The organism is Holdemanella sp. DFI.5.55, assembly GCF_020593575.1.
GTDB classification, from domain to species: Bacteria; Bacillota_I; Bacilli_A; order Erysipelotrichales; family Erysipelotrichaceae; genus Holdemanella; species Holdemanella hominis.
In genome coordinates this window covers 1-20,815 of the sequence record NZ_JAJDMK010000039.1, presented here as the reverse complement: position 1 = coordinate 20,815, position 20,815 = coordinate 1, and the positions used below count along the sequence as shown (strand labels likewise).

The following is a 20,815-nucleotide window of genomic DNA, read 5'->3' as shown; positions in this document are numbered from 1 at the left end:
CGCAAGGAATGGATAACACAGAAAAGCTACAGTATGTACTACTTAGATTGAAAAAAATCTATAAGATCACTCGCTTAAAGGATTTGAAAAACGAATGGTTGTTCGCATAAATGATAAAAAGAAGAATTATGGCAAAGTCACCAAATTGCTAGTTAAACCTAACTATTATATATCTTTTTTACTATTCATGTGTATTCTCACCCCCTAAATACCTTCTCATAAAAGCTAACATCACATCCAAAACAAAAAATGAACAAGGCTATCCCTTGTTCATCATTAAGTTTAGACAGAAGTATTCAAAACCATCATCCTTATCAATCTTACCCATTTTCATCTGTTGATCAAAATCCGCAAGTAAAGATAGATTATAAAGTAAGGCTTCACTTGAAAAGCGCATGGCCTTTTGCATATTTAATTTCACGCGATATGGATTGGCCTTTAACTCTTGGGAAATGGTTGCCTGTGCCTTTCCTTCATCCATTAATACGCGTACTTGGAATAGAAAACGGATTTGACTTGCCAAAAGCGCAACGATAGCTACTGGCTGCATATTCAACTTTCTAAAGTTACGGTAGTAGGCTAACAATAAGATCCCATTTTGACTAAAGAAGGCATCAACCATTTTAAAGATGTCATTCATAGGTTCTACAACTAATAGATTTTGTACATCTTCAAGCGTTGGATGTTTTGAATAGATGGAAATCTTTTCAATTTCATTCTGGATGCACATGGGATCTAGTCCCATTCTTCCTGCCATCCAATCTAATGTTTTAAAATCCACCTTTACACCATATTCCTTTAGTTTATCTTGTACATAGAACTTTTGTGACTTTTCATCTAAAGCTAGACAGGAATATAATGTAGCACAATTACTGATTTCTTTCACCTTTTTCTTTCTTGTATCCAATTTATCACTTGGACATACTAAGACTAGAATCATGTCTGTGTCTTTTCTTACTAGAAAGGGATCGACTTCATAGTTTGTCGTATTCTTACTTGAAAGAAACGTGCAGTTATTGACAATAATCATCTTGTCATCATCAAAGATCGAATAGGCATCTAAATCTTGTAGAACATTGGATATTTCATCTGTTTGAGCATCATAGATATTTATGTTTTCTTGAATGTGATGTCTTTTTTTAATGGCCTCTAGCTTCATAGAAACCATGCTTTTGTCTTTTCCGTATAAAATATAAATCATGTCCATATTATACCAAACATTCCATCGTTTGTGACAAGAAATGAAAGGTGAAATAAAGAATAGATGGCTATACTTCCACAATCACTCGTACATAATGTATTGATATGCAGGGTTTCTAATGTCTTGAGTGTTTCAACACTTGGATGACCATACTTGTTTTTATAACCTGTGCTAATGAGTGCAATCTTACAATCTAAAGAGTCAAGAAAATCTGAGTCTGAACTCGTATTCGATCCGTGATGCCCTACTTTTACGACATCAGCCTTTAAATCATATGTAGCCATCAATTGTTTTTCAATTTGTTTACTCGCATCCCCCATAAAAAGATAGGTGAAATGATCATAGGTAAAATAGCTGATAATACTTGAATCATTGGTATCTTTAGCGTCTCTTTCACTTAATAATAAATAAAATGGATAGTCTACATTGACCTTATCATCTGAATCTTCTATGACTTGTTTGATTTCAATTTTATCTTTTAAACTCTCATATCCTCCATTATGATCAAAGTCATCATGTGTAAGTATCAATGTATCAATCGCATGAATGTTCTTATTTTCTAGAAAGGGCATAATAATTCTTTCGACATTATCACGATATAGGTTTTGCCCACAATCAATCATCACTACGCTTTTATGGAAGGGTTCTACAATAATGCTGCAGTCGGCTTGACCTATATTTAATGTATAGACTTGAAAGAAAGGATTACAATAGATCTCTAGAAATGGAACGATAAATATACATAGATATTTCCATTGAAAGTGTTTTAAGCATTGTATATAGAAGATGATAAATAGAACTATAAATAGGATTTTAGGTGCATAATGGATGGTAAGGTCTGGTAATTTTAGGTGTATTAAATCATACACTGTAAATCCAAATAAGAAGATCAAACCATATAGTTTTCTAAAGATGTTAAAAAAAAGTAATGAAATAAGATTCACTTTCTTAAAGTAAATAAACATCAATCCAATTAAGATCATCTTTTGTACGATCCATTTGTGTTCTGTACAAAAATAAGATACGAGTTGTAATAAGAGTGGACATAAAAAAGATATGGATAGTACTTGATTTGGATAGATTATGCCAAAACAAAAGATCGTAAAAGCCATTTGATTGGGTTTGGATATGAACAATAGAGTACTCAACTGATACAAAATAAATCTTGTGAATGCAAGTGTAAACACAAAGAAATGACCAAATAAAACACTGAGGACTAGAAGGATTCTTCGAATACGAGTCTCATCCCACTTTCGCTTTAACATATGTAGAACAATGTAGTATGCGCTCATATAGCCATATCCAAGCATCGTATATATTTCATCTATACTTTCATCGTGTATGCCATAGTATAAGGATAAGACAATGGAAGAATTGGGTTTCAACTTTAAGTAGTTGTAGAGTCTAGACTTGAATGATGTTGATTTGTGGACAATTTCTACAGAGTTCGTCTTAAACCTGATATTCTTATTTTCATTGTATCGAGTAAAACTAAATAGCGTAAAATTATCATCTGTATGAATGGGTTCTATGTGTTTGACTTTAACTTCATCTTGAAAGCTTAGATCTAAATCTGTTTGAATAAGTATTTTAGAACCTCTATTTTTACCTATATAGTATCCTTTCTTTATTTCTGTAATTTTATATGTATCCTGTTGTTGAACTTCTTTTGGATATACAAGGATACAGCTTAATAGGCTAAATAAAAAAAATAAAATCAGGATTCTTTTATTTTTAAACCGATAGTATAGATAGACAAGAAAGAAAAGTGTAAAACAGAGTATACAAAGTATTTCTTTTAAGATCAGACAGGCCAAAAAGCCAAGTGAAAGTATCAACATCATAGGCAGATCTTATCCTTGATCTTATTAAACATGGCTGGACCAATGCCTTTGACATTTTGGATTTGTTCTAAAGATTGAAATGTGTTACTTTTGCGATACTCCATGATTCTTTGGGCAATGGCCGGACCAATACCTGGAAGTGTTTGTAGTTCTTCAAGTGTGGCACTATTAATAGAAATGAGTTTTACATCTTGTTTTTCTGGAATCACCACCACATCTTTATCTTGTAGGATATAGTTAAAACTGATTCTAGACGTATCACTGTTTTCTGATAGGCCTCCGCTCATTTGAATTAAACTTGAAATGGAGCTATTTCGCTTTAAAGTATAAACACCCGGATTTTGAATAGCTCCCTTAATTTCCACTTGCATCAATGTGGGCTTGGCTTCTTGTAAGGTAATGGGTGTATACCGGTTAAAGCAGGTAAAGGTAAAGAAAATAAAGAGACAAAAAAAGAGAAGAGTTCGTTTCATAAATATCACCCTTCTCTTATACGTAATTTTTTGATGTTTTTCTATTTAATTTCAAGAATTTTTACATCATATGGTTCTTCAACACGTCTTACAGTACATACATCTCCAACTTTGTGGTCCATGATGACTTCTGCAAATGGTGTTGTGTTTGAAAGCTTACCATTGAATGGATCCGCTTCAATTGTACCAACGATATTGAATGTTACTTCTTGGTTATCTGATAAATCTAAGATTTTAACAGTAGATCCCAGTTTTACAACATTCTTTTTCTTTTTATCTTCCGCATTATCGACTTCACTAATGATTTCAGCATTTTTGATCATTGCCTCTAATTCACGAATACGACCTTCGACTTGAGCCTGGTGTTCTCTGGCTGCATCATAGTCGGCGTTTTCAGACAAGTCACCTTGTGCACGAGCTTCCTGCAACTCAACGATAACTTCCTGACGAACTTTATGAACTAGGTTTTCATGTTCATTGACTAAATCATTATAACCTTCTTGGGTAACGTAAAATTTTTCATTTGCCATGTGGTATCACTCCTTGTATTTAGCACAAAAAATTATAACATAATCCTTAAATTATGCAAAACATTGTTACAGATTTAAGCCTAATTTTTCGCAGATTTGTTGGTGTTCTTCATATGTTTTTGAATAATATACTTTTCCATCACCATATATATCGGCCGCAAAAAATAGATAATCTGTTTTTTCTGGATTCAATACGGCTTTAACGGCTTCATCCCCCGGATTTAGAATTGGTCCAATCGGTAAGCCTTCATGTAAGTACGTATTGTATGGTGAATCAATTTCCGGATTGGTTTCACAATCTTTTGGATCGTTGAAATCATCATATAATGCATAACATACCGTTACACTCGATTGAAGTTTCATGTCTTGATCTAAACGATTGTAGAAAACACCGGCAATTGTAGCCATATCACCAGGTTCACTTGCTTCAAATTGAACGACACTTGCCAAGCTAATGATTTGATGGATGGATAAGTCACTTTTATCAAATGACTTTTTATTCTCTTTATACATCACATCAAAACGATCTAACAGAACGCGTGTAATATCATCAAGAGAGTCATCTTTTTCCAAAAAATATGTGTCAGGAAATAAATAGCCTTCTAATTTCACTTTATAGTTGGAATTATTTAAATCATCTACATTTAAGAAAGAATAATCCTTTGCGAGCGTTTGAATATAAGAAATATCATTCCATTGATTTAAAATTTCTTCTGAAGAATACTTTCCATCATATAAATTTGATATTTCAGCCGCAATCTCCTTAGCCCATTTGCCTTCCGGTATTTTTAAGACAAGAGCATCTTTCTTTAGTTTTGTACTATCTTGAATGGTAGACAAAATATTTTTTACGCTCATGCCATTATCCAATTCAAAAGTACCTGCCACAAAGTTTGTGTTGTGACTTGCCTTGGCATAAAGCTTGGCAACACTCGCATTTGCGATCAGATTCTCTTTTTTCAAGTTCTCTAAAACTGAATCAAATGATTCATTGTTTTCAATGGTAAACACTACTTCCTTATCCCCGTTGCCCGTACTTGATAGTCCTGTCTTTACGACAAAAATCGAACCAAGACCGGCGATAATTAAAAGACATACAACAACTAATAGAACAACTCTTACAGAATTGACTTTTCGCCTAGTCGGCATTTTCCTCATCCTCAACAAACGTGTTGATTACTTCTTCTACCATTTCCCATTCGGCTTCGCTTTCAATAGGAATCAACTGACCTTTGTCGTCATAGCGAGATGCGAACACTTCGCCCTCATCATTGTCTGGATCTTGGAAAACCACATATTGGCATCCCGTTTCATCACTGTCAAAAGTGAATAAGATGGTCATCTTTTTTTCATTTCCATCTTCATCATATACATATAAACTATTTGAATCTAACATAAATATACTTTTCCTTTCAAAAATAAAGGAGGATCTAGAATCCCCCGTTTTGTCTGTCCAAAAAACTCTGTAAAATTTGAACGGCAGCCATCTGATCAATTACTTTTTTACGTTTCTTACGAGAAACATCCCCCTGTAGTAAGATTTTTTCGGCCGCAACCGTTGTAAGTCGCTCATCCCATAGATGAACTGTAATACCCGAAGACTCTAATTTCTTGGCAAATTCACAAGATATTTCACCACGAATTCCGATATCTCCATTCATGTGCTTTGGCAAGCCTAAAACTACTTCTTTGACTTTATTTTCTTTTAATAGCTTTAAAACTTCTTCTAAACAAGCATCATAATCATCCGATTCAAAACGCACAGTCGTTAAAGCTCGACACGTAATATGAAGCGCATCACAAATCGATACACCACATGTTTTTGAACCAAGATCTAAACCAATGATACGATCCATTATTTCTCTAAATACGCACGTACAAGTTCTTCAATGATTTCATAACGTTCAATCTTTTGAATCAAGTTACGAGCATTCTTGTGAGAAGAAATATACGCAGGGTCGTTACTGATCAAATAACCAGCAATCTGATTTTCTGAATTATAACCACGTTCTTCCAAAGCATCACTTACTTCACGAAGAATCATCTTGATATTTTCACGACGAATCTCTTCCGTAGTAAATGTCATTGTTTCGGTAATGTCTTTCATAATTTCACACTCCTTAACACGTTTTTATTATATATGAATCTAATTCAAAAAGAAAGCGATTTATCTAAAATGAGATGTTATATCCCTAATAAACACTTGATTTTAATCAAATTATGCAAAAAAGACACCAAAGTGTCTCTTTTGGATGATCATTGTCCCTGTATTTTTTAAAAAACGGCCCAGGTGGCGATGGCATCATTACGCTTTAAGTTTTTTTAAGTTCCTCGCCTTTATGTTGTATATTATGTTGTATATATAATACCACTACTCCCCCAAATACAATACATACAATCACTCTTTTGTTGAATATCATCAATCAACACTTTATTGCCTGTATCAACTAATAATTGTTTCCAATCATAATTCGATTTCAATTCACCTAACTTTTTCTGAATGACATTCGACAATAAGTTTATAGATACACCGCTTAGAATTTCAAAAGAAAACATAACCTTCTCCACCCTCCTCTCCTATCAATAAAAATATGCGCTTTATAGAAGCGCAATGTCTTTTTTATAAATCTGGAATTAGTTTTATGGTACAATCTTATATCGTAAATTATTTGAATACACAGCAATCTCATTTTCTTTTCGTTTTGAACCAGCACTGTAATTTATATCAAATAATTTAAGTGTGTATTCTGAATATAGATCTTTGATTAAATCATTGTTGTCATAAGTTACGAACCACTTGTTATCCAACTCTTTTATTGCGTTGCAAAGTGATATATGATCTTTCATTTCAAAACTATTTTTATAAAGTGAAGACCCTTTTTCTACATAAGGTGGATCTAAATATATAAATAAATCATCATAGTATTGATCAATTCTTTTTATAAAATCTTCTGCATTTTCATTTGTAACATCTATTTGATTTCTATATTCATATATTTTATTTATTAAAGATTTTAATTTATCTTTATTAAAGCGACAATCTATTTTGTATTTTCCATCTTGTTTTTTTCCGCCGATAGGTCCTGCTTTCAAAATACCAGAACGATTACATCGATTTAGAAAAAAAGTAGCGAACCCTAATTCTAATTGACTATGATTACTTTGGTTTAAATAAATATCCTTTTGATGATACCATTCTTCAATATTAACCTCAACTTTGTCCAAATAATCAACAAACAAATGGAAAGTTTCTTCAGTTGTAATAGAGTACCAAAAGCTATATATAGCAGGATCAAAGTCATTAATTTTTACACGGTTCACGACGCCGTTGAATAATAATTCTAGAGCTAGACCGGCTCCACCAGCAAACGGTTCTACATAAACAGGAGGATTATCGGTATTTTCATTAATCAAATTTGACATAAATGTATATAGTTTAACTTTACCACCCGGATATCTTAATGGTGATTTTGAAATCATTTTATATCCCTCCTCATCATTATTGTTTATTCAACATCAATCAATTTAGTATTTAATTTACTATTAATATCTTTATAAATAGATTTTTCAAATTCATCAAATATATCTCTATTATCACTTACATAAAATCCAAGATAACGATTAAAATTCTCATCACTCTCTTTCCAATTCTTACATGATTTTACGTGTTGATTTAAATATTCTATTTCAAAATTTGTAATGTTGTACTTTCCAAAATCATTAATAAATGATTTTTTCTCTTTATCATACTTTTGAAAAAATTCAGAGTCTTCTGGCAAATCCATTATATATTTTATAATTTCCGCCTCGATGCATAATCCATGAAGACTCGGTAATTTGTATGCGCTCGTTCTTAAAGTTGAAATTTTTTGAGTTACGTCTGCATCAAAAACAATTATGGATTTTTGAAGTAATGCAGTAGCATTTCTAGCTAGTTTATATAAGAAAGTACATGTATTACCTACCTTATCTGGTGTTAAATCACAAATGCAATTAATATGTTTTTTTGCTTCCTTCTTTCTGATAATTTTTTTAAATAAAGAAGCTGCCAATTTATCTTCTAAAATAACAATAACCTTTTCCGAAACCTCATTCGATTTTTTATATGTTAATTCAAGATTAGCTTGATCGTAAGTCGGATTTTTGATTATCGAATAATCTCCATTGTTTCTAAAGCGAGTACTTATCATATTCAAGCAGATTTTTTGTTTATCATTAATTTGTTCTTGCTTTTCAATTACATATTCTATTAGAGATAATGAATGAGTAGTAACAACAATTTGTACATGATATCTTTTTGAAAAATCAAATAAAAAATCAAACAAATTATTCTGAGCGATTGGATGCATACTCGCTTCTATCTCATCAATACAAAAAAACCCCTGTAAATTTTTAACGTCAGTACTATATTTTTTAAATGCTAATAATTTTAAAAGAATGTGTCCTAAATTATCTTCGCCTGATGAAATTGTTTCAAAATCATAATTTGCATTACTAGGTCCTAGAGTTTCTTTTGCTTTATCATCACTAACCAAACTCACATTTCCATATTCAGTTTTTTGAAATATTTTAAAATAAGCCTCTTTAATAAAATTTTTATCTTCTTCCGATAAATTATTATCTTCTTTTTCTGCTGATTTTGTTTCAATGATTGGAAACAGCCTTTTAAAATTTACATATGAGGTATTTAAATTAAAATTTCCATCCCCTTGTTCTCTTGTTTTACCAACAACAACACGTAATCTCTCTGCTTCTCCAGTCACTGAGTTTTTAACATAATACATTGACACATATTCACATATATCCTTATTATTAGAATCCTCCAAATTTAAATAATATTCATATTTTTGATTATCATATTTTTTACTCATCTTAAAAACGTCACTACAATTTGTTTTTAATGGCTTCCCAATAGCATCTTTAGCTCCATTTGGTGAATTGAAGGGATGCGCAATTAACCCTAATATTGCTGATTTCATTGTGCCATTTTTTTCCTGATATCACCGTAATATTAGAACCTAATTCTAATTCGCAATCATTTAATGATCGAAATCTTTTAATGTAAATACCTTTATATTTACTAAATTTAACATCTTTATTGGAAGCATATCCATATGTTTTAGCCGGTATATGATTCATCGTCATCCTCCTAATATTTTTTGTATAAAAAATTAAAATCAAAAACATCTCTCAGACAACATTCTATCATAAAATAGTTCTAATTAATCATAAAGATAAATTCTTGTATAAATATGGTCAAAAGAAATGTTTATTCCCTCCTTAAGGTCGCAATAACTTGTATACTTATTTTTCATTTCAGATGTAGTATTTTCATGTACCAAACAGTTTAATACTTACATAATTCCTTCTTTTTAGAAAAGTGTTATTTATGTCTCATTTTTTAAACATTTTATTCTTTAGGACCGCATTACTATTCAGCCTGATTTACACGATGGTTTGTGTTTCAAAAAGATTGCTATACATATCAATTCTGATTGCACTACTGTTTCAAGTGAACTACATAATCATCTTACTATCGTAGATGATATGCGGCCTACAAATCGTAAACTCAACCACTGTTTCCATTATTTTGACTGTTAAAAACGTCATATTTGAAACTTTTACAAGTCTATAAAAATACTCCGTGTAAATACTGTAATCAAGTGAAATGCTTTAAATATTGTCTTGACTACAAAGTAAAGATTCGCGATAAGCTTTCAAAAGCTCCTTATGTATGTAATGGTTGTGATTCTACACGTAGATGTCCTCTTCAAAAAAAACTCTATGATACCAAGGCTCCCAACTTGATTATGAACGTACTCTTAACGATTTCCGTTCTATAAAAATGATCACTGATGATGAGCTTACTGAACTGGATAATCTGATTAGTCCTATAATCAAAAATAGTCAGTCTAATTATCATATTAAGAAAGCGATTTAATAGAAAAATGGGGTGTTATACACCCCAGATACAATACAGACAATCACTTTTTTGCTGAATATCCTCTAAGATAAAGATCCATTTAGCACAAGATGTAAGATTTTGTTCTCGATTCTTTACTTCAATAATAGTCTCAATGGACATCTGCAGCATTCTTCTTTCAAAATCTTCGTACGATTTATTTTGTACGTCTAATCCAAATATTTCATACATCATTGAAAATTCATTATCTTTTACTACATTCAAATCCACTATGATCTTACGCATAGCTTAAGCCTCTTCAAATTGCGCATTATATAACTTCGTATAGAAGCCATTACGCTTCATCAATTCATCATGGCTTCCCACTTCCACAATGTCACCATGATCCATAACGATAATATTATCCGCATCACGAATCGTAGATAGGCGGTGCGCAATCACAAAGCTTGTACGCCCCTTCATCAACTCATCCATTCCCTTTTGAATCAAGACTTCTGTACGTGTATCCACACTGCTTGTCGCCTCATCCAAAATCAAGATTTTAGGATCTGCCAAGAAGGCACGGGCAATCGTTAATAATTGTCGTTGTCCTTGACTAATATTACTAGAAGCTTCATTTAGTACGGTATCATAACCATAATCTAATGTACGAATAAAGTGATCGACATGCGCAGCTTTAGCAGCTTTCATGACCTCTTCATCGGTTGCGTTGGGTCTGCCAAATCGTAAGTTTTCTAAAATGCTTCCCTCAAACAGCCAAGCATCCTGTAATACCATACCCACCATATTACGTAAACCGCTTCTTGTATAGTCTGTAATATTATGGCCATCAATATAAATAGTGCCTGCATTTAATTCATAAAAACGCATCAATAATTTTACAATCGTTGTTTTACCTGCACCTGTAGGACCTACAATAGCGATTGTTTGGCCTGGCTTGACATACATAGAAAAATCGTTGATGATAATCTTACTTGGATCATATCCAAAACATACATTCTCAAAAATTACTTGGCCTTGCACTTCTTCGAATACAACTGGATTTTGTACTTCAGCAACTTCTTCTTCACTCGCCAAGAATTCAAAGACACGTTCTGCAGCTGCTGCCGTACTCTGTAACATATTCATAGATTGTGAGATTTGTGAGATTGGTTGCGTAAAGTTACGTGTATACGTAATAAACGATTGAATATCTCCCACGGCAATTTCACCATGAACCGTTAAATAACCGCCTAGAATACATACGCCGACATAGCCAATATTTCCAATTAAATTTGTTAATGGCATCATTAAACCAGACAAGAATTGGGATTTCCATGCGCTTGTATACAATTGATTATTATAGTCTTTAAACGATTTTAAAGACTCTTCTTCCCCATTAAAAGCTTTCACAATTGTATGTGCTGCATACATCTCTTCAATATGTCCATTGACTAAGCCTAATGATTTTTGTTGTGCCTTAAAGTAACGTTGACTCTTTTTCACAACTACCATCACTAGAATCATACTGAGTGGAATCACAACAAGAGCCATTAATGTCATTTTCCAAGAAATACTTAACATCATCACTAGAAAGCCAATAATTTGTACAATGCTCGATACCATCGTGGATAAAGATTGGTTTAAAGATTGAACTAGAGTATCTACATCATTGGTAAAGCGAGATAGAATGTCTCCATGACTATTTTTATCAAAGTAAGATAGTGGAAGTTTATCAATCTTTTGATTCATTTCCTTACGAAGCTGATATCCCATTTTATTGGAAACGCCACTCATCAACCAGCCTTGAATATACGAGAAGGCCGCACTCATGGCATAGATAGCTAATAATAAGGCACACGTCTTTTTGATCGCATCAAAATCAATGCCACCCTTGCCTTGTACTTTATTCATAAAGCCTTCGGCTATTTCTGTAATAATATTTCCTTGAATCTTAGGTCCAATGACCATAATACATACAGAGACAACGGCACAAAGAATTCCAATTAGAAAAGTAAATTTAAAAGGTTTGATATAATTGAACAACTTCTTCATTGTACCTTTGAAATCTTTTGCCTTTTCGCCGCCACCACGCATACCATGGCCCATTGGTCCTCTTGGACGATTGCTTTGTTTCTGATTAGACATTGGCAAGTTCCTCCTTTGTCAACTGGCTCGATGCAATTTGTTGATACACATCACAAGATTCCATCAATTCAGCATGTGTTCCTTTTCCAACCATTTTCCCTTCATCCAGTACAATGATTTGATCGGCATGTAAAATACTTGAAATACGTTGGGCTACAAGGAGTACCGTACTCTTCGTTTCTTTACAAGACTTCGCCAAAGCTTCTCTAAGTTTGGCATCCGTTTTAAAGTCTAATGCACTAAAGCTATCATCAAAAATATAGATTTCAGGCTTACGCACAATGGCACGTGCAATCGATAGTCTTTGTCTTTGTCCTCCCGATACGTTTGTGCCACCCTGACTGATTTCACAGTGGATGCCTTCTAGTTTTTTTGAAACAAACTCCGTACTTTGAGAAATAGATAAAGCAGACTCGATGTCTTTCTCATTGGCATCTTTCTTTGAATATAATAAGTTAGATTCAATATCTCCCGATAGTAACAAACCTTTTTGTGGTACATAGCCAATGCGACTTCTTAAATCCGCTTGTTTGACATCTCGAATGTCTACACCATCCACACAAATAGATCCACTTGTCACATCATAGAATCTTGGTACTAAGTTGATCAATGTCGACTTACCAGATCCTGTACTTCCAATAAAGGCAGTCGTTTCTCCTGGTTTTGTTTCAAAGTTAATATTGCTTAAAACATCTTCATCAGCTCCTGGATATCGAAAAGATACGTTTTTAAAGGATACAACACCTCGCATATTAGATGAGAAATCTTTCGTATTCTCTTTATCTTTTACTGTAATATCACTACTTAATACTTCATGAATACGTAAAGCACTGACATTGGCACGAGGAAGCATAATCGCAACCATGGTGATCATTAAGAAGGCCATAATAACTTGCATCGCATACTGCATAAAGGCCATGATACTACCAACTTGAATGATGCCGGCATCGACTTGTTTGGATCCAAACCATAGAATCATAAGTGTGGTACCGTTCATTAAAAACATCATGATCGGCATCATAAATGCCATAACTCGTGTTGTAAATAAAGAAATAGAAGTAATATCTTTATTGGCTTGATCAAATTTAGCTTCTTCAATCTTTTCATTATTAAAGGCACGAATCACTAACATTCCATCTAACAATTCTCGTACAACGCTATTCATCTTATCGATCATTTTCTGCATGATCTTAAATTTTGGCATGACAATCATAAAAATCACAAATACAACACTTAAAATGATCACTACACATAAAGCTAGAATCCAAGTCATATTCGCTCCAGATTCAATGACGTGTAGAATGGCTCCAACACCAATAATAGGTGCATACATGACAATTCTTAAAAACATTGCCACCGTCATTTGTAGTTGTTGAATATCATTTGTGGTACGTGTAATCAAACTGGATGTACTAAAAGTATTTAGATTCTCATTGGAAAAATACGTCACTTTTTCAAATACGGCTTCACGCAAATCTTTAGAAAAGCCTGCCGCAATACGACTCGCCAAGAATCCGACTAATATCGCGCATACAGCACTGCCTAGGGCATAACCTAACATCTTAAGTCCTGAAAAGATAATATAGTCTTGTTGGATCTTTTCCATATCCATACCTAGATCACTATATTCCTTCTTTAAAAATTGTGAGCTCATGCTTGTTACTGTCGAATCTCCGAGTTTAGAAATCTCGGATTTTGCCACTTTTCTATATGTATCTATACCATTCATTATCAGTAGTTGAGGAATTTGTACATTGCTTTCTTTAGCATCCTTACTCACTTCTACCATTGTCATTTGAAGTAGGGTCAAAGTGGAAGAAAGCTTCTCTTCCTTTTCTTCACTAAGATCTTTTAATAGATATACATTCTCTGTTTTCAAACCTGGAATTCTCGTTTTCTCTTCCTTAGTTGCCTTACTTGGAGTAACTAGCTTATAAGAAGATGTCATTAAATCTTTTTCTGAATCGGTTGCGAACATTACATACGAATTGAATGTACTTTCACGAACCTGTTCATAGACACCACTTTCAATACCTCCATTTTGAATACCTGTATTGACAATATTTTGCATATAATCCGGCATTGTTAGTTCACAGGTTGCCTGTCCAAACAATAAACCAAGTGTAAGGCCAATGGATAGCCAATATGGTTTTAAATATTTCATAATCTTTGTCATTCTTTATTTTCCTCCATATAATAAGCTGTCTTTTTTAAAATATCTCTTAAATGCGCACAGTCAGATGTCCCCAGATAATCTAAATATGAATAAACATTAGCCATATGGGAGTTCATACGCTTTTGAAACATGTCGATTGCCTCTGGAACAATTTGAATATAGACCGTTCTACGATCTGTATTCGAATGCACCCTTTGAAGCAGACCCTTCTTTTCAAATCCAGCAATCATCTGTGATACTGCAGCTGGAGAAACACCGAGAACATTTGCCACTTCACTCATTGTGATCTGATGATTCTCTGCTTTATAAATCGTTTTAAACAACATCACATCTTTGATTCTTGGCCCATCTTTGCAATGACGGTTATTTCGAACATAGTTCGTGACTTTATATGTTAGATCAAACAATAAATCTAGTACTTCATCTTGAACTTCCATACGAACCTCCAATTTATTTAAGTTACTTAACTATATATCTACTTAACTATTTAGTCAATAAAAAAGGTAGAAATCCTTCACCGACCAAAGTTGCGATTTCTACCCGTCCTCTTAGACAATATTATGACACTGAAAATCACCAACGACTTCAACCTGATTTTGAATAAAGATGATTATCAAGCTTTTGTTAATGCGATCGATTTGCTGTCTTTACATTGTCCTGTTTGTGGTGTCGTTGGCCTTTTTATATTATATGGACACTACACAAGATTTGTGATCATTGATGATATTTCCAGTAGTGATTGTAAGATTCAAATTCCTGTTCAGCGTATCCAGTGTACTCAATGTAAATCCACTCATGCCTTGCTTCCAACTAATTTTGTCCCTTATACTCAGTTCACTTATCTTTTCATTTACTATATTGTTACACTTGATGAGAATGATGATTTGATTACTTCTTTTGAAGTTGCTCTACAAACGATTCGTAAAGTTAAAGCTCGTGTAATCGAATTCTGGGATTCGCTGTTTCCAGACTGGAGAGATTTCAAGCAGGATGACTTGAAAATAGAATCCTTAAAGCGTCACAATATCCTCTTTGGATCCACTAGAAGCTATTGTAAACTTTGTGTACTGTCACCAACAGGGTCGCAACTTTGATTCTGATTTCTTTTGATATTATGTCATTGAAATCAGAAAGGAGATGATCTTATGATCGAAAATGATGCTTTCAAGCTGCTGTTAATCAATCTTTTTCACTTAAATCCTGATGATATTGCCAATATTCTCTGTACTACGTTCAATAAGATGATGGTTCTTGTTGTAACTCTTACAGATAAACATCAGGCTTGTCCTTACTGTGGGTTTACTGCGCCTAAAATCAAGGAATATGTAACCAAGGAGATCACTCATTCGGCTCTTACAACACAGAAATGCATAATAAAATTACAGGGCAAGACACTACAAATGCTCATGTTGTGGAAAGACCTATTATGAATTCAATCCTTTTGTCTTCAAATCTCAGAAAATATCGATCCTTACTGTACATAATATTCTGAAGGATCTGAAAGATTTCAATGAGACATTTACTTCCGTTGCCAGACGATATCATGTTTCTCCAACTTCTGTATCCACCATCTTTGATAAACATGTGGATATTGGCAGAAACCCACTTCCGGAAATCATTAATTTTGATGAGGTATATGCCTTTAAATCCGAAAAGAGTAAATATGTCTGTGTTCTTCTTGATTTTAAAAAACAGATTCCTGTTGATGTTCTTCCAAATCGTAAAAAGGAATATCTTTTAAACTACTTTCAAAAGATCCCTTTAGAAGAACGCAAAAAGGTAAAATACGCCTGTTCAGACATGTATGAAGTATATAGAGATGTCGTACATAAGGTGTTTCCATCCTGTTGTATGCTTTTGGATTATTTCCATCTTTCCCAAGATTTCCATAGGAAAATGAATGAGGTACGTATCAAAGTCATGAAGGGATATAAAGATAATAAGGCTTCAGATGAATATTATCTTCTCAAAAAATTCAACTGGCTGTTCTTCAAAAATCCAGAGGATGAAGATAAACATGGAAGACTGTTTGATGTAGAACGCGAGCGTCAATACAACTCTCATTTTAAAAGCTATATGAACTACTATGATTTAAGAAAGAAACTGCTTGAAATCAATAATGGCCTAACTATTTGTTACTCATTAAAGCTAGAACTTGTAGACTTCTATTCAAAATCTACAATCGACAATGCAAAAGTAAATCTAGAAAATCTGATTCGCAGCTGCATTGATACAAACATTGATGAAATGATTGCCTTTTCCAACAATCTGATCAACTGGAAACAGGAGATCATCAATTCATTTACGATTGTAAGTACTGAATTTTAAGTTGAAGCAGGCAAAGGCCAGGTGGTGGTCTGCAATAAAAAAGTGAATAATGCGATCATTGAGAATCGAAACAAGATTATCAAGTGTATCAAGAACAATACCAATGGCTACACCAACTGGTCTCGATTATGCAATCGCGTAATGTATGTACTCGACCCAAACGCTACATTCAGCCTGGAACCAAGGGAGAAATGATCATGGATGCACAAGACATTATTGAATTGATTGAATACTTCAGAAATCTTCAAAACAATGAAATGAAATTCGGAATTGAAGAATTATATGACAAGTTAACTGAATACATTGATTTCAATCGTGCAGACTCCAATCGACCATTATAAAAGAAGCAGAGATTTTAAACATCTCTGCTTCCTAGTTAATAATCCTTTAAACACTCATAGGGTTTTCAGCCCTATAATTCTTGAAGCCAACTTTCAGTCGACCCTATCTAATTGCGGATCACCCATTTTAATTCACTTTGACTTTCTTTTGTCTTAATATCTCAAAACTAAATACAGCAGCAGCACTGGCTGAATCTAAGGCATTTCTAAAATCTCTACCGTATTCTACGACAATATTTTGTTTGGATGCTGCCGTAATAGTTGAGCTAAGCCCTCTTAAGGCACCGCCTAAACATAAACAGAAATCCGATTCAAAAGTATAGTCATAGAGTCCTTCGGCATCTTTTCTGTGGGCACACAAAATAGGAAGTTCATTCTTTTTACAATAGTCTACTAATTCTTCATCTGAGTCTACAAAGTAGATCGGTAGTTTTTCATAAGCACCCGCACTTGCCTTTAAAATGATTTGTTCAGCAAAGCTCCAGTCTCGTTTTGGAAGAATCATCGCATCACATCCAGATGCATAGAGAGTCCTTGAAATACTTCCCAAATTATATGGATCTTCTACGCCGTCGATGTAACAAAGAAATCCATGGACATGTGTTTCAATAAGTTGAGGAATTTGTTTTTCTTCAGCTATAAGTAAAATACCACCATGTGTTTTACCTGTTGCTAAGGCATTGATTTCATCACGCGAATAAAAGATGACTTCACAACCACAATTTTTGGCAATTTTAGCCAAATATCTTGTATCTTTTGTATTTTTTTTCTTATCAATATATAGTTTTTTACAATCTCGAGACCCTGCTTCTAATAGGGCTTTGCAGGAAATGGCCCCTTCAAATATTTTTTCCATACAACTATTATAATGGCTTTTATAATTTTTTTCTAGATGTTATTATATATGGTATGGAAGGAGTCTTACTTAAATGCATTTTAAATTAACCCAAGAAATGAAACAGCGAATCATCGTTTATTCTACGTCTTTCATTATCGCAATCTTATTTTTTACAATATTGAATAAGTTTAAAGACATTAAACGAGCCATTCAGTTTATATTAACGATACTATTTCCTTTCCTTCTAGGAATTGGATTGGCGTTTATATTAAACAATCCACAAAAATGGGTTGAAGATAAGTTACTACAGAATATTCCAATGCATAAAAGCCACAAAAGAATACTATCAACTACTCTTGTGTTTATATTAACCATTGGATTCTTGATCTTATTTTTCTCCATTATAATTCCGAATACGATTGATTCTGTGCGACAATTTTCTAAAAACGTTGCGGATTATTCCGATACTTTAATTGAATACACAAAAGATTTTGCGTATAAATTAAACATTTCAGAAAAACAAGTTGAACAAATGCTGATCAATTTTGACGTCACACAGAAAATCACAAGTGTAGTCACTGAATCGATTCCTAAAATTGCTTCTTACTCTTATAGCTTTGTGAAAGGATTTATTAACTTGATTTTAGCTTTCGTTTCCGCATTCTATATCTTATTGGATCGTGAAAAACTTGTTAAGGGCATAAAAAAGTTAAATTACTCATTATTTGATAAAAACTTTGCGAACTACTTAACTCTTTGGACAAATGACGCGAAGACTGTATTTGAACAATATATCGTAGGAAATATCATTGACTCATTTATTGTCGGTGTTATCTGTTACTTTGGTGCCTTAGTATTACAGCTACCTTACACAAGTATGATTGCCCTAATTATCGGTGTCACAAACGTCATTCCCGTCTTTGGGCCATTCTTAGGTGCTATTCCCGTCATCATTATCTTATGTTTGATTGACCCATTCTCAGCCTTGATTTTTACAATCTTTATCTTCATCCTTCAACAATGCGATGGAAACATTATAAAACCGATTGTTCTTGGAGATAAACTAGGAATGTCAGGCTTTTGGATTTTATTCTCTGTTACTGTTGGTGGTGCATTATTTGGCATTGTTGGAATGTTTTTAGGTGTTCCAATCTTTGCACTTATCTATGCAGGTGTACAAGATTATATCCAAGTTCGATTAAGAAACAAAAAAATCACAATCAACGATAGAGCAGGAACTATTGATTAGTTTCCTGCTTTTTACGTGCAATTTTTGAAAAAATGTGTATACTTATGTAAGTTAGGAGGAACTACCTTTGAATTTTATAGACATTATTTTAGATACAATACACGATACGTGGGCTATGCTCCCCTTATTGTATATTACTTATTGTATATTAGAAGTTTTCGAAAGAAAGAATACGCAAGACGATAAGCTTTTCTTTGGACTACAAAGACTTGGACCCATTTTAGGCGCATTAGTTGGATTGATTCCCCAATGTGGATTTAGTATTCTAGCCGCTATGTTGTTTGTCCAAAATAACATTACACTCGGCACACTAGTCAGTGTTATGATTGCGACAAGTGATGAAGCCATTCCAATCCTAATTAGTAATCCTAAGATGTATTCATCTTTACTTGGTATTTTAGGATTAAAATTAGTTATCGCAATCATTGTTGGATTATTTACTGATCATGTACTATTTCGCAATCAAAAAATCCTCCGCTTCGAAGACATAGAAGAAGATTATGACGATAAAGAATATGAGGAAGAAGAAAGTTCAGGATCAAGCTGTCCATGTTGCTATCCTGAATATCCATTATGGATCAGTGCCTTATTAAGATCTTTAAAAATCTATGTATTCATCTTTATTACTAGTTTTGTATTAACACTATTAATAGAGTGTATTGGAGAAAAAACATTATCAATGATTTTACTTCAAGATAATTTATTCCAGCCAATCATCGCCGCGCTATTCGGCTTTATTCCTAACTGTGCAGCTACAGTTGTTCTAACACAGCTTTATACAGCTGGTGAATTATCCTTTGGATCCTTACTTGCAGGACTAGTCACGAATGCAGGACTTGGTTTAATTGTGATGATACGTTATGAAGCCAAAAAGAAAGATATTTTAAGAACCATGTTCATCCTATTTATAACTGGCGTTATCGTAGGTATTGGATTTATGCTATTATAGCCACAATTGTGGCTATTTTTATCTTTTCGAGAAAATCCAGTTTTCAAAATATTCTGTATCATACCAAAACAAAAGAATAAGTATAGTAACAATCAACAAAACAATAGCGAAATATAGAGTACTCATTTTTTCGAAAATTTGTCTGAGTTCAATTCTGTATGTGCATCGAGTTCTTCCAATCATTTCTTTGCTATTTTATCAAGCCAACTCATAGTTACCTCTTCTTAGACTAATATTGGAAAATGAAATGGAAATATATCAATTTCTGGATGATTCCATTGATACCAAAGTGCTAAAACAAGTGCAGCCGCTAAGATAACAATCGCATAAAATTTAATATTCTTCATTAATGTATTTCCCTTTTGCTCAAAATCATTCGAATTCAATTCTGGATGTTCATCCAATTCTTTGATTCGTTTTTTCGTTGTTCTTTCAATCCAGTTCATAATTAGATACACTTCTCTTTTATTATATTTTAATCATTAAATTTATATATATAAATATATATGGTAAACTTGGTCACTATGCTGTCCAAATAAGCACGAAAAAAGCTAGAAACAAAAGTTTCTAGCTATCTTTCCAAATAATGGTGGGGACGGTGGGACTTGAACCCACACGGGATTTCTCCCAACGGATTTTAAGTCCGTTGCGTCTGCCTATTCCGCCACGACCCCATCATTTATGGAGGTTCCGATCAGATTTGAACTGATGATCACAGAGTTGCAGTCTATTGCCTTACCACTTGGCTACGGAACCGTAACTTGTTGATTATAAATAAACGATGGTGGGGACGGTGGGACTTGAACCCACACGGGATTTCTCCCAACGGATTTTAA

At 33.4% G+C, this 20,815-nt stretch carries 23 protein-coding genes and 2 tRNA genes; 6 read left to right on the top strand and 19 right to left on the bottom strand.

Annotated elements, in window-relative coordinates; all coding sequences use genetic code 11:
- Positions 1-259: 259 nt before the first annotated feature.
- The 15 genes from holA to LJE08_RS08575 all read right to left on the bottom strand — a co-directional run bounded on the left by holA (position 260) and on the right by LJE08_RS08575 (position 14,711).
- A complete protein-coding gene (holA, locus tag LJE08_RS08645) occupies positions 260-1,201 on the bottom strand; it encodes a DNA polymerase III subunit delta (protein WP_227402946.1) in 942 nt (313 codons plus the stop codon).
- Positions 1,198-2,466: a ComEC/Rec2 family competence protein gene (locus tag LJE08_RS08640; RefSeq protein WP_227402945.1), complete on the bottom strand. Its 1,269-nt coding sequence runs from the start codon at positions 2,464-2,466 to the stop codon at positions 1,198-1,200. Before LJE08_RS08640 ends, holA begins: the two co-directional genes overlap by 4 nt.
- Before the next feature lie 575 nt (positions 2,467-3,041).
- Positions 3,042-3,416: a DUF655 domain-containing protein gene (locus LJE08_RS08635; protein WP_117926602.1), complete on the bottom strand. Its 375-nt coding sequence runs from the start codon at positions 3,414-3,416 to the stop codon at positions 3,042-3,044.
- Between the two features lie 143 nt (positions 3,417-3,559).
- Complete coding sequence (greA, locus tag LJE08_RS08630) at positions 3,560-4,048, bottom strand: transcription elongation factor GreA (protein WP_227402944.1); 489 nt, start codon at positions 4,046-4,048, stop codon at positions 3,560-3,562.
- Between the two features lie 66 nt (positions 4,049-4,114).
- Positions 4,115-5,197 (bottom strand): endolytic transglycosylase MltG, encoded by a 1,083-nt coding sequence (gene mltG, locus LJE08_RS08625; RefSeq protein ID WP_227402943.1) that lies wholly within the window; start codon positions 5,195-5,197, stop codon positions 4,115-4,117.
- The gene (locus LJE08_RS08620) at positions 5,187-5,444 is read right to left on the bottom strand and encodes a DUF1292 domain-containing protein (RefSeq protein WP_117573017.1); all 258 of its coding nucleotides are present in this window, start codon (positions 5,442-5,444) and stop codon (positions 5,187-5,189) included. The genes mltG and LJE08_RS08620 overlap by 11 nt, the downstream gene beginning before the upstream one ends.
- 34 nt (positions 5,445-5,478) lie before the next feature.
- Positions 5,479-5,904 (bottom strand): Holliday junction resolvase RuvX, encoded by a 426-nt coding sequence (gene ruvX, locus LJE08_RS08615; protein WP_117926599.1) that lies wholly within the window; start codon positions 5,902-5,904, stop codon positions 5,479-5,481.
- Entirely contained in the window at positions 5,904-6,155 is a 252-nt protein-coding gene (locus LJE08_RS08610; protein WP_117573013.1) for an IreB family regulatory phosphoprotein, read from the bottom strand. Before LJE08_RS08610 ends, ruvX begins: the two co-directional genes overlap by 1 nt.
- Positions 6,156-6,397: 242 nt before the next feature.
- Positions 6,398-6,604, bottom strand: coding sequence for a hypothetical protein (locus LJE08_RS08605; RefSeq protein ID WP_227402942.1), 207 nt, complete (start codon positions 6,602-6,604; stop codon positions 6,398-6,400).
- 84 nt (positions 6,605-6,688) lie between these two features.
- Complete coding sequence (locus tag LJE08_RS08600) at positions 6,689-7,528, bottom strand: DNA adenine methylase (RefSeq protein WP_227402941.1); 840 nt, start codon at positions 7,526-7,528, stop codon at positions 6,689-6,691.
- Positions 7,529-7,554: 26 nt separating this feature from the next.
- The gene (locus LJE08_RS08595) at positions 7,555-9,027 is read right to left on the bottom strand and encodes an AAA family ATPase (RefSeq protein WP_227402940.1); all 1,473 of its coding nucleotides are present in this window, start codon (positions 9,025-9,027) and stop codon (positions 7,555-7,557) included.
- A 977-nt stretch (positions 9,028-10,004) separates the two neighbouring features.
- The gene (locus LJE08_RS08590) at positions 10,005-10,256 is read right to left on the bottom strand and encodes a hypothetical protein (protein WP_227402939.1); all 252 of its coding nucleotides are present in this window, start codon (positions 10,254-10,256) and stop codon (positions 10,005-10,007) included.
- Between the two features lie 3 nt (positions 10,257-10,259).
- The gene (locus tag LJE08_RS08585) at positions 10,260-12,098 is read right to left on the bottom strand and encodes an ABC transporter ATP-binding protein (RefSeq protein ID WP_227402938.1); all 1,839 of its coding nucleotides are present in this window, start codon (positions 12,096-12,098) and stop codon (positions 10,260-10,262) included.
- Positions 12,091-14,274, bottom strand: coding sequence for an ABC transporter ATP-binding protein (locus tag LJE08_RS08580; RefSeq protein WP_227402937.1), 2,184 nt, complete (start codon positions 14,272-14,274; stop codon positions 12,091-12,093). The genes LJE08_RS08585 and LJE08_RS08580 overlap by 8 nt, the downstream gene beginning before the upstream one ends.
- The gene (locus tag LJE08_RS08575; protein ID WP_117926595.1) at positions 14,271-14,711 is read right to left on the bottom strand and encodes a MarR family winged helix-turn-helix transcriptional regulator; all 441 of its coding nucleotides are present in this window, start codon (positions 14,709-14,711) and stop codon (positions 14,271-14,273) included. Before LJE08_RS08575 ends, LJE08_RS08580 begins: the two co-directional genes overlap by 4 nt.
- A 123-nt stretch (positions 14,712-14,834) precedes the next feature.
- On the opposite strand from LJE08_RS08575, the gene LJE08_RS08570 reads away from it, so the two are divergent.
- The 4 genes from LJE08_RS08570 to LJE08_RS08555 all read left to right on the top strand — a co-directional run bounded on the left by LJE08_RS08570 (position 14,835) and on the right by LJE08_RS08555 (position 16,943).
- Entirely contained in the window at positions 14,835-15,368 is a 534-nt protein-coding gene (locus LJE08_RS08570; RefSeq protein ID WP_227402936.1) for a DUF6431 domain-containing protein, read from the top strand.
- Between the two features lie 51 nt (positions 15,369-15,419).
- Complete coding sequence (locus tag LJE08_RS08565; RefSeq protein ID WP_227402935.1) at positions 15,420-15,704, top strand: hypothetical protein; 285 nt, start codon at positions 15,420-15,422, stop codon at positions 15,702-15,704.
- 154 nt (positions 15,705-15,858) lie between these two features.
- A complete protein-coding gene (locus LJE08_RS08560) occupies positions 15,859-16,602 on the top strand; it encodes a transposase (protein ID WP_227402934.1) in 744 nt (247 codons plus the stop codon).
- Positions 16,603-16,685: 83 nt separating this feature from the next.
- Positions 16,686-16,943 (top strand): hypothetical protein, encoded by a 258-nt coding sequence (locus tag LJE08_RS08555; protein WP_227402933.1) that lies wholly within the window; start codon positions 16,686-16,688, stop codon positions 16,941-16,943.
- Positions 16,944-17,070: 127 nt separating this feature from the next.
- Here the strand turns inward: LJE08_RS08555 and LJE08_RS08550 are convergent, their stop codons facing one another.
- The gene (locus LJE08_RS08550; RefSeq protein WP_227402932.1) at positions 17,071-17,799 is read right to left on the bottom strand and encodes a TrmH family RNA methyltransferase; all 729 of its coding nucleotides are present in this window, start codon (positions 17,797-17,799) and stop codon (positions 17,071-17,073) included.
- Positions 17,800-17,872: 73 nt separating this feature from the next.
- Here LJE08_RS08550 and LJE08_RS08545 point away from each other — a divergent pair, with 73 nt between their 5' ends.
- A complete protein-coding gene (locus tag LJE08_RS08545; RefSeq protein WP_117926789.1) occupies positions 17,873-19,030 on the top strand; it encodes an AI-2E family transporter in 1,158 nt (385 codons plus the stop codon).
- 67 nt (positions 19,031-19,097) lie between these two features.
- Positions 19,098-19,979: a putative manganese transporter gene (locus LJE08_RS08540; RefSeq protein ID WP_117926788.1), complete on the top strand. Its 882-nt coding sequence runs from the start codon at positions 19,098-19,100 to the stop codon at positions 19,977-19,979.
- A gap of 224 nt (positions 19,980-20,203) precedes the next feature.
- Here LJE08_RS08540 and LJE08_RS08535 read toward each other — a convergent pair whose 3' ends face one another.
- From LJE08_RS08535 to LJE08_RS08525, 3 genes are all read right to left on the bottom strand, one after another.
- Positions 20,204-20,425 carry a hypothetical protein gene (locus tag LJE08_RS08535; RefSeq protein WP_117926787.1) on the bottom strand — a complete coding sequence of 74 codons (222 nt, stop codon included), beginning with the start codon at positions 20,423-20,425 and terminating at the stop codon, positions 20,204-20,206.
- Positions 20,426-20,566: 141 nt separating this feature from the next.
- A tRNA-Leu gene (locus LJE08_RS08530) sits at positions 20,567-20,653 on the bottom strand.
- Positions 20,654-20,661: 8 nt separating this feature from the next.
- Positions 20,662-20,735: transfer RNA gene (locus tag LJE08_RS08525), tRNA-Cys, on the bottom strand.
- Positions 20,736-20,815: the final 80 nt, after the last annotated feature.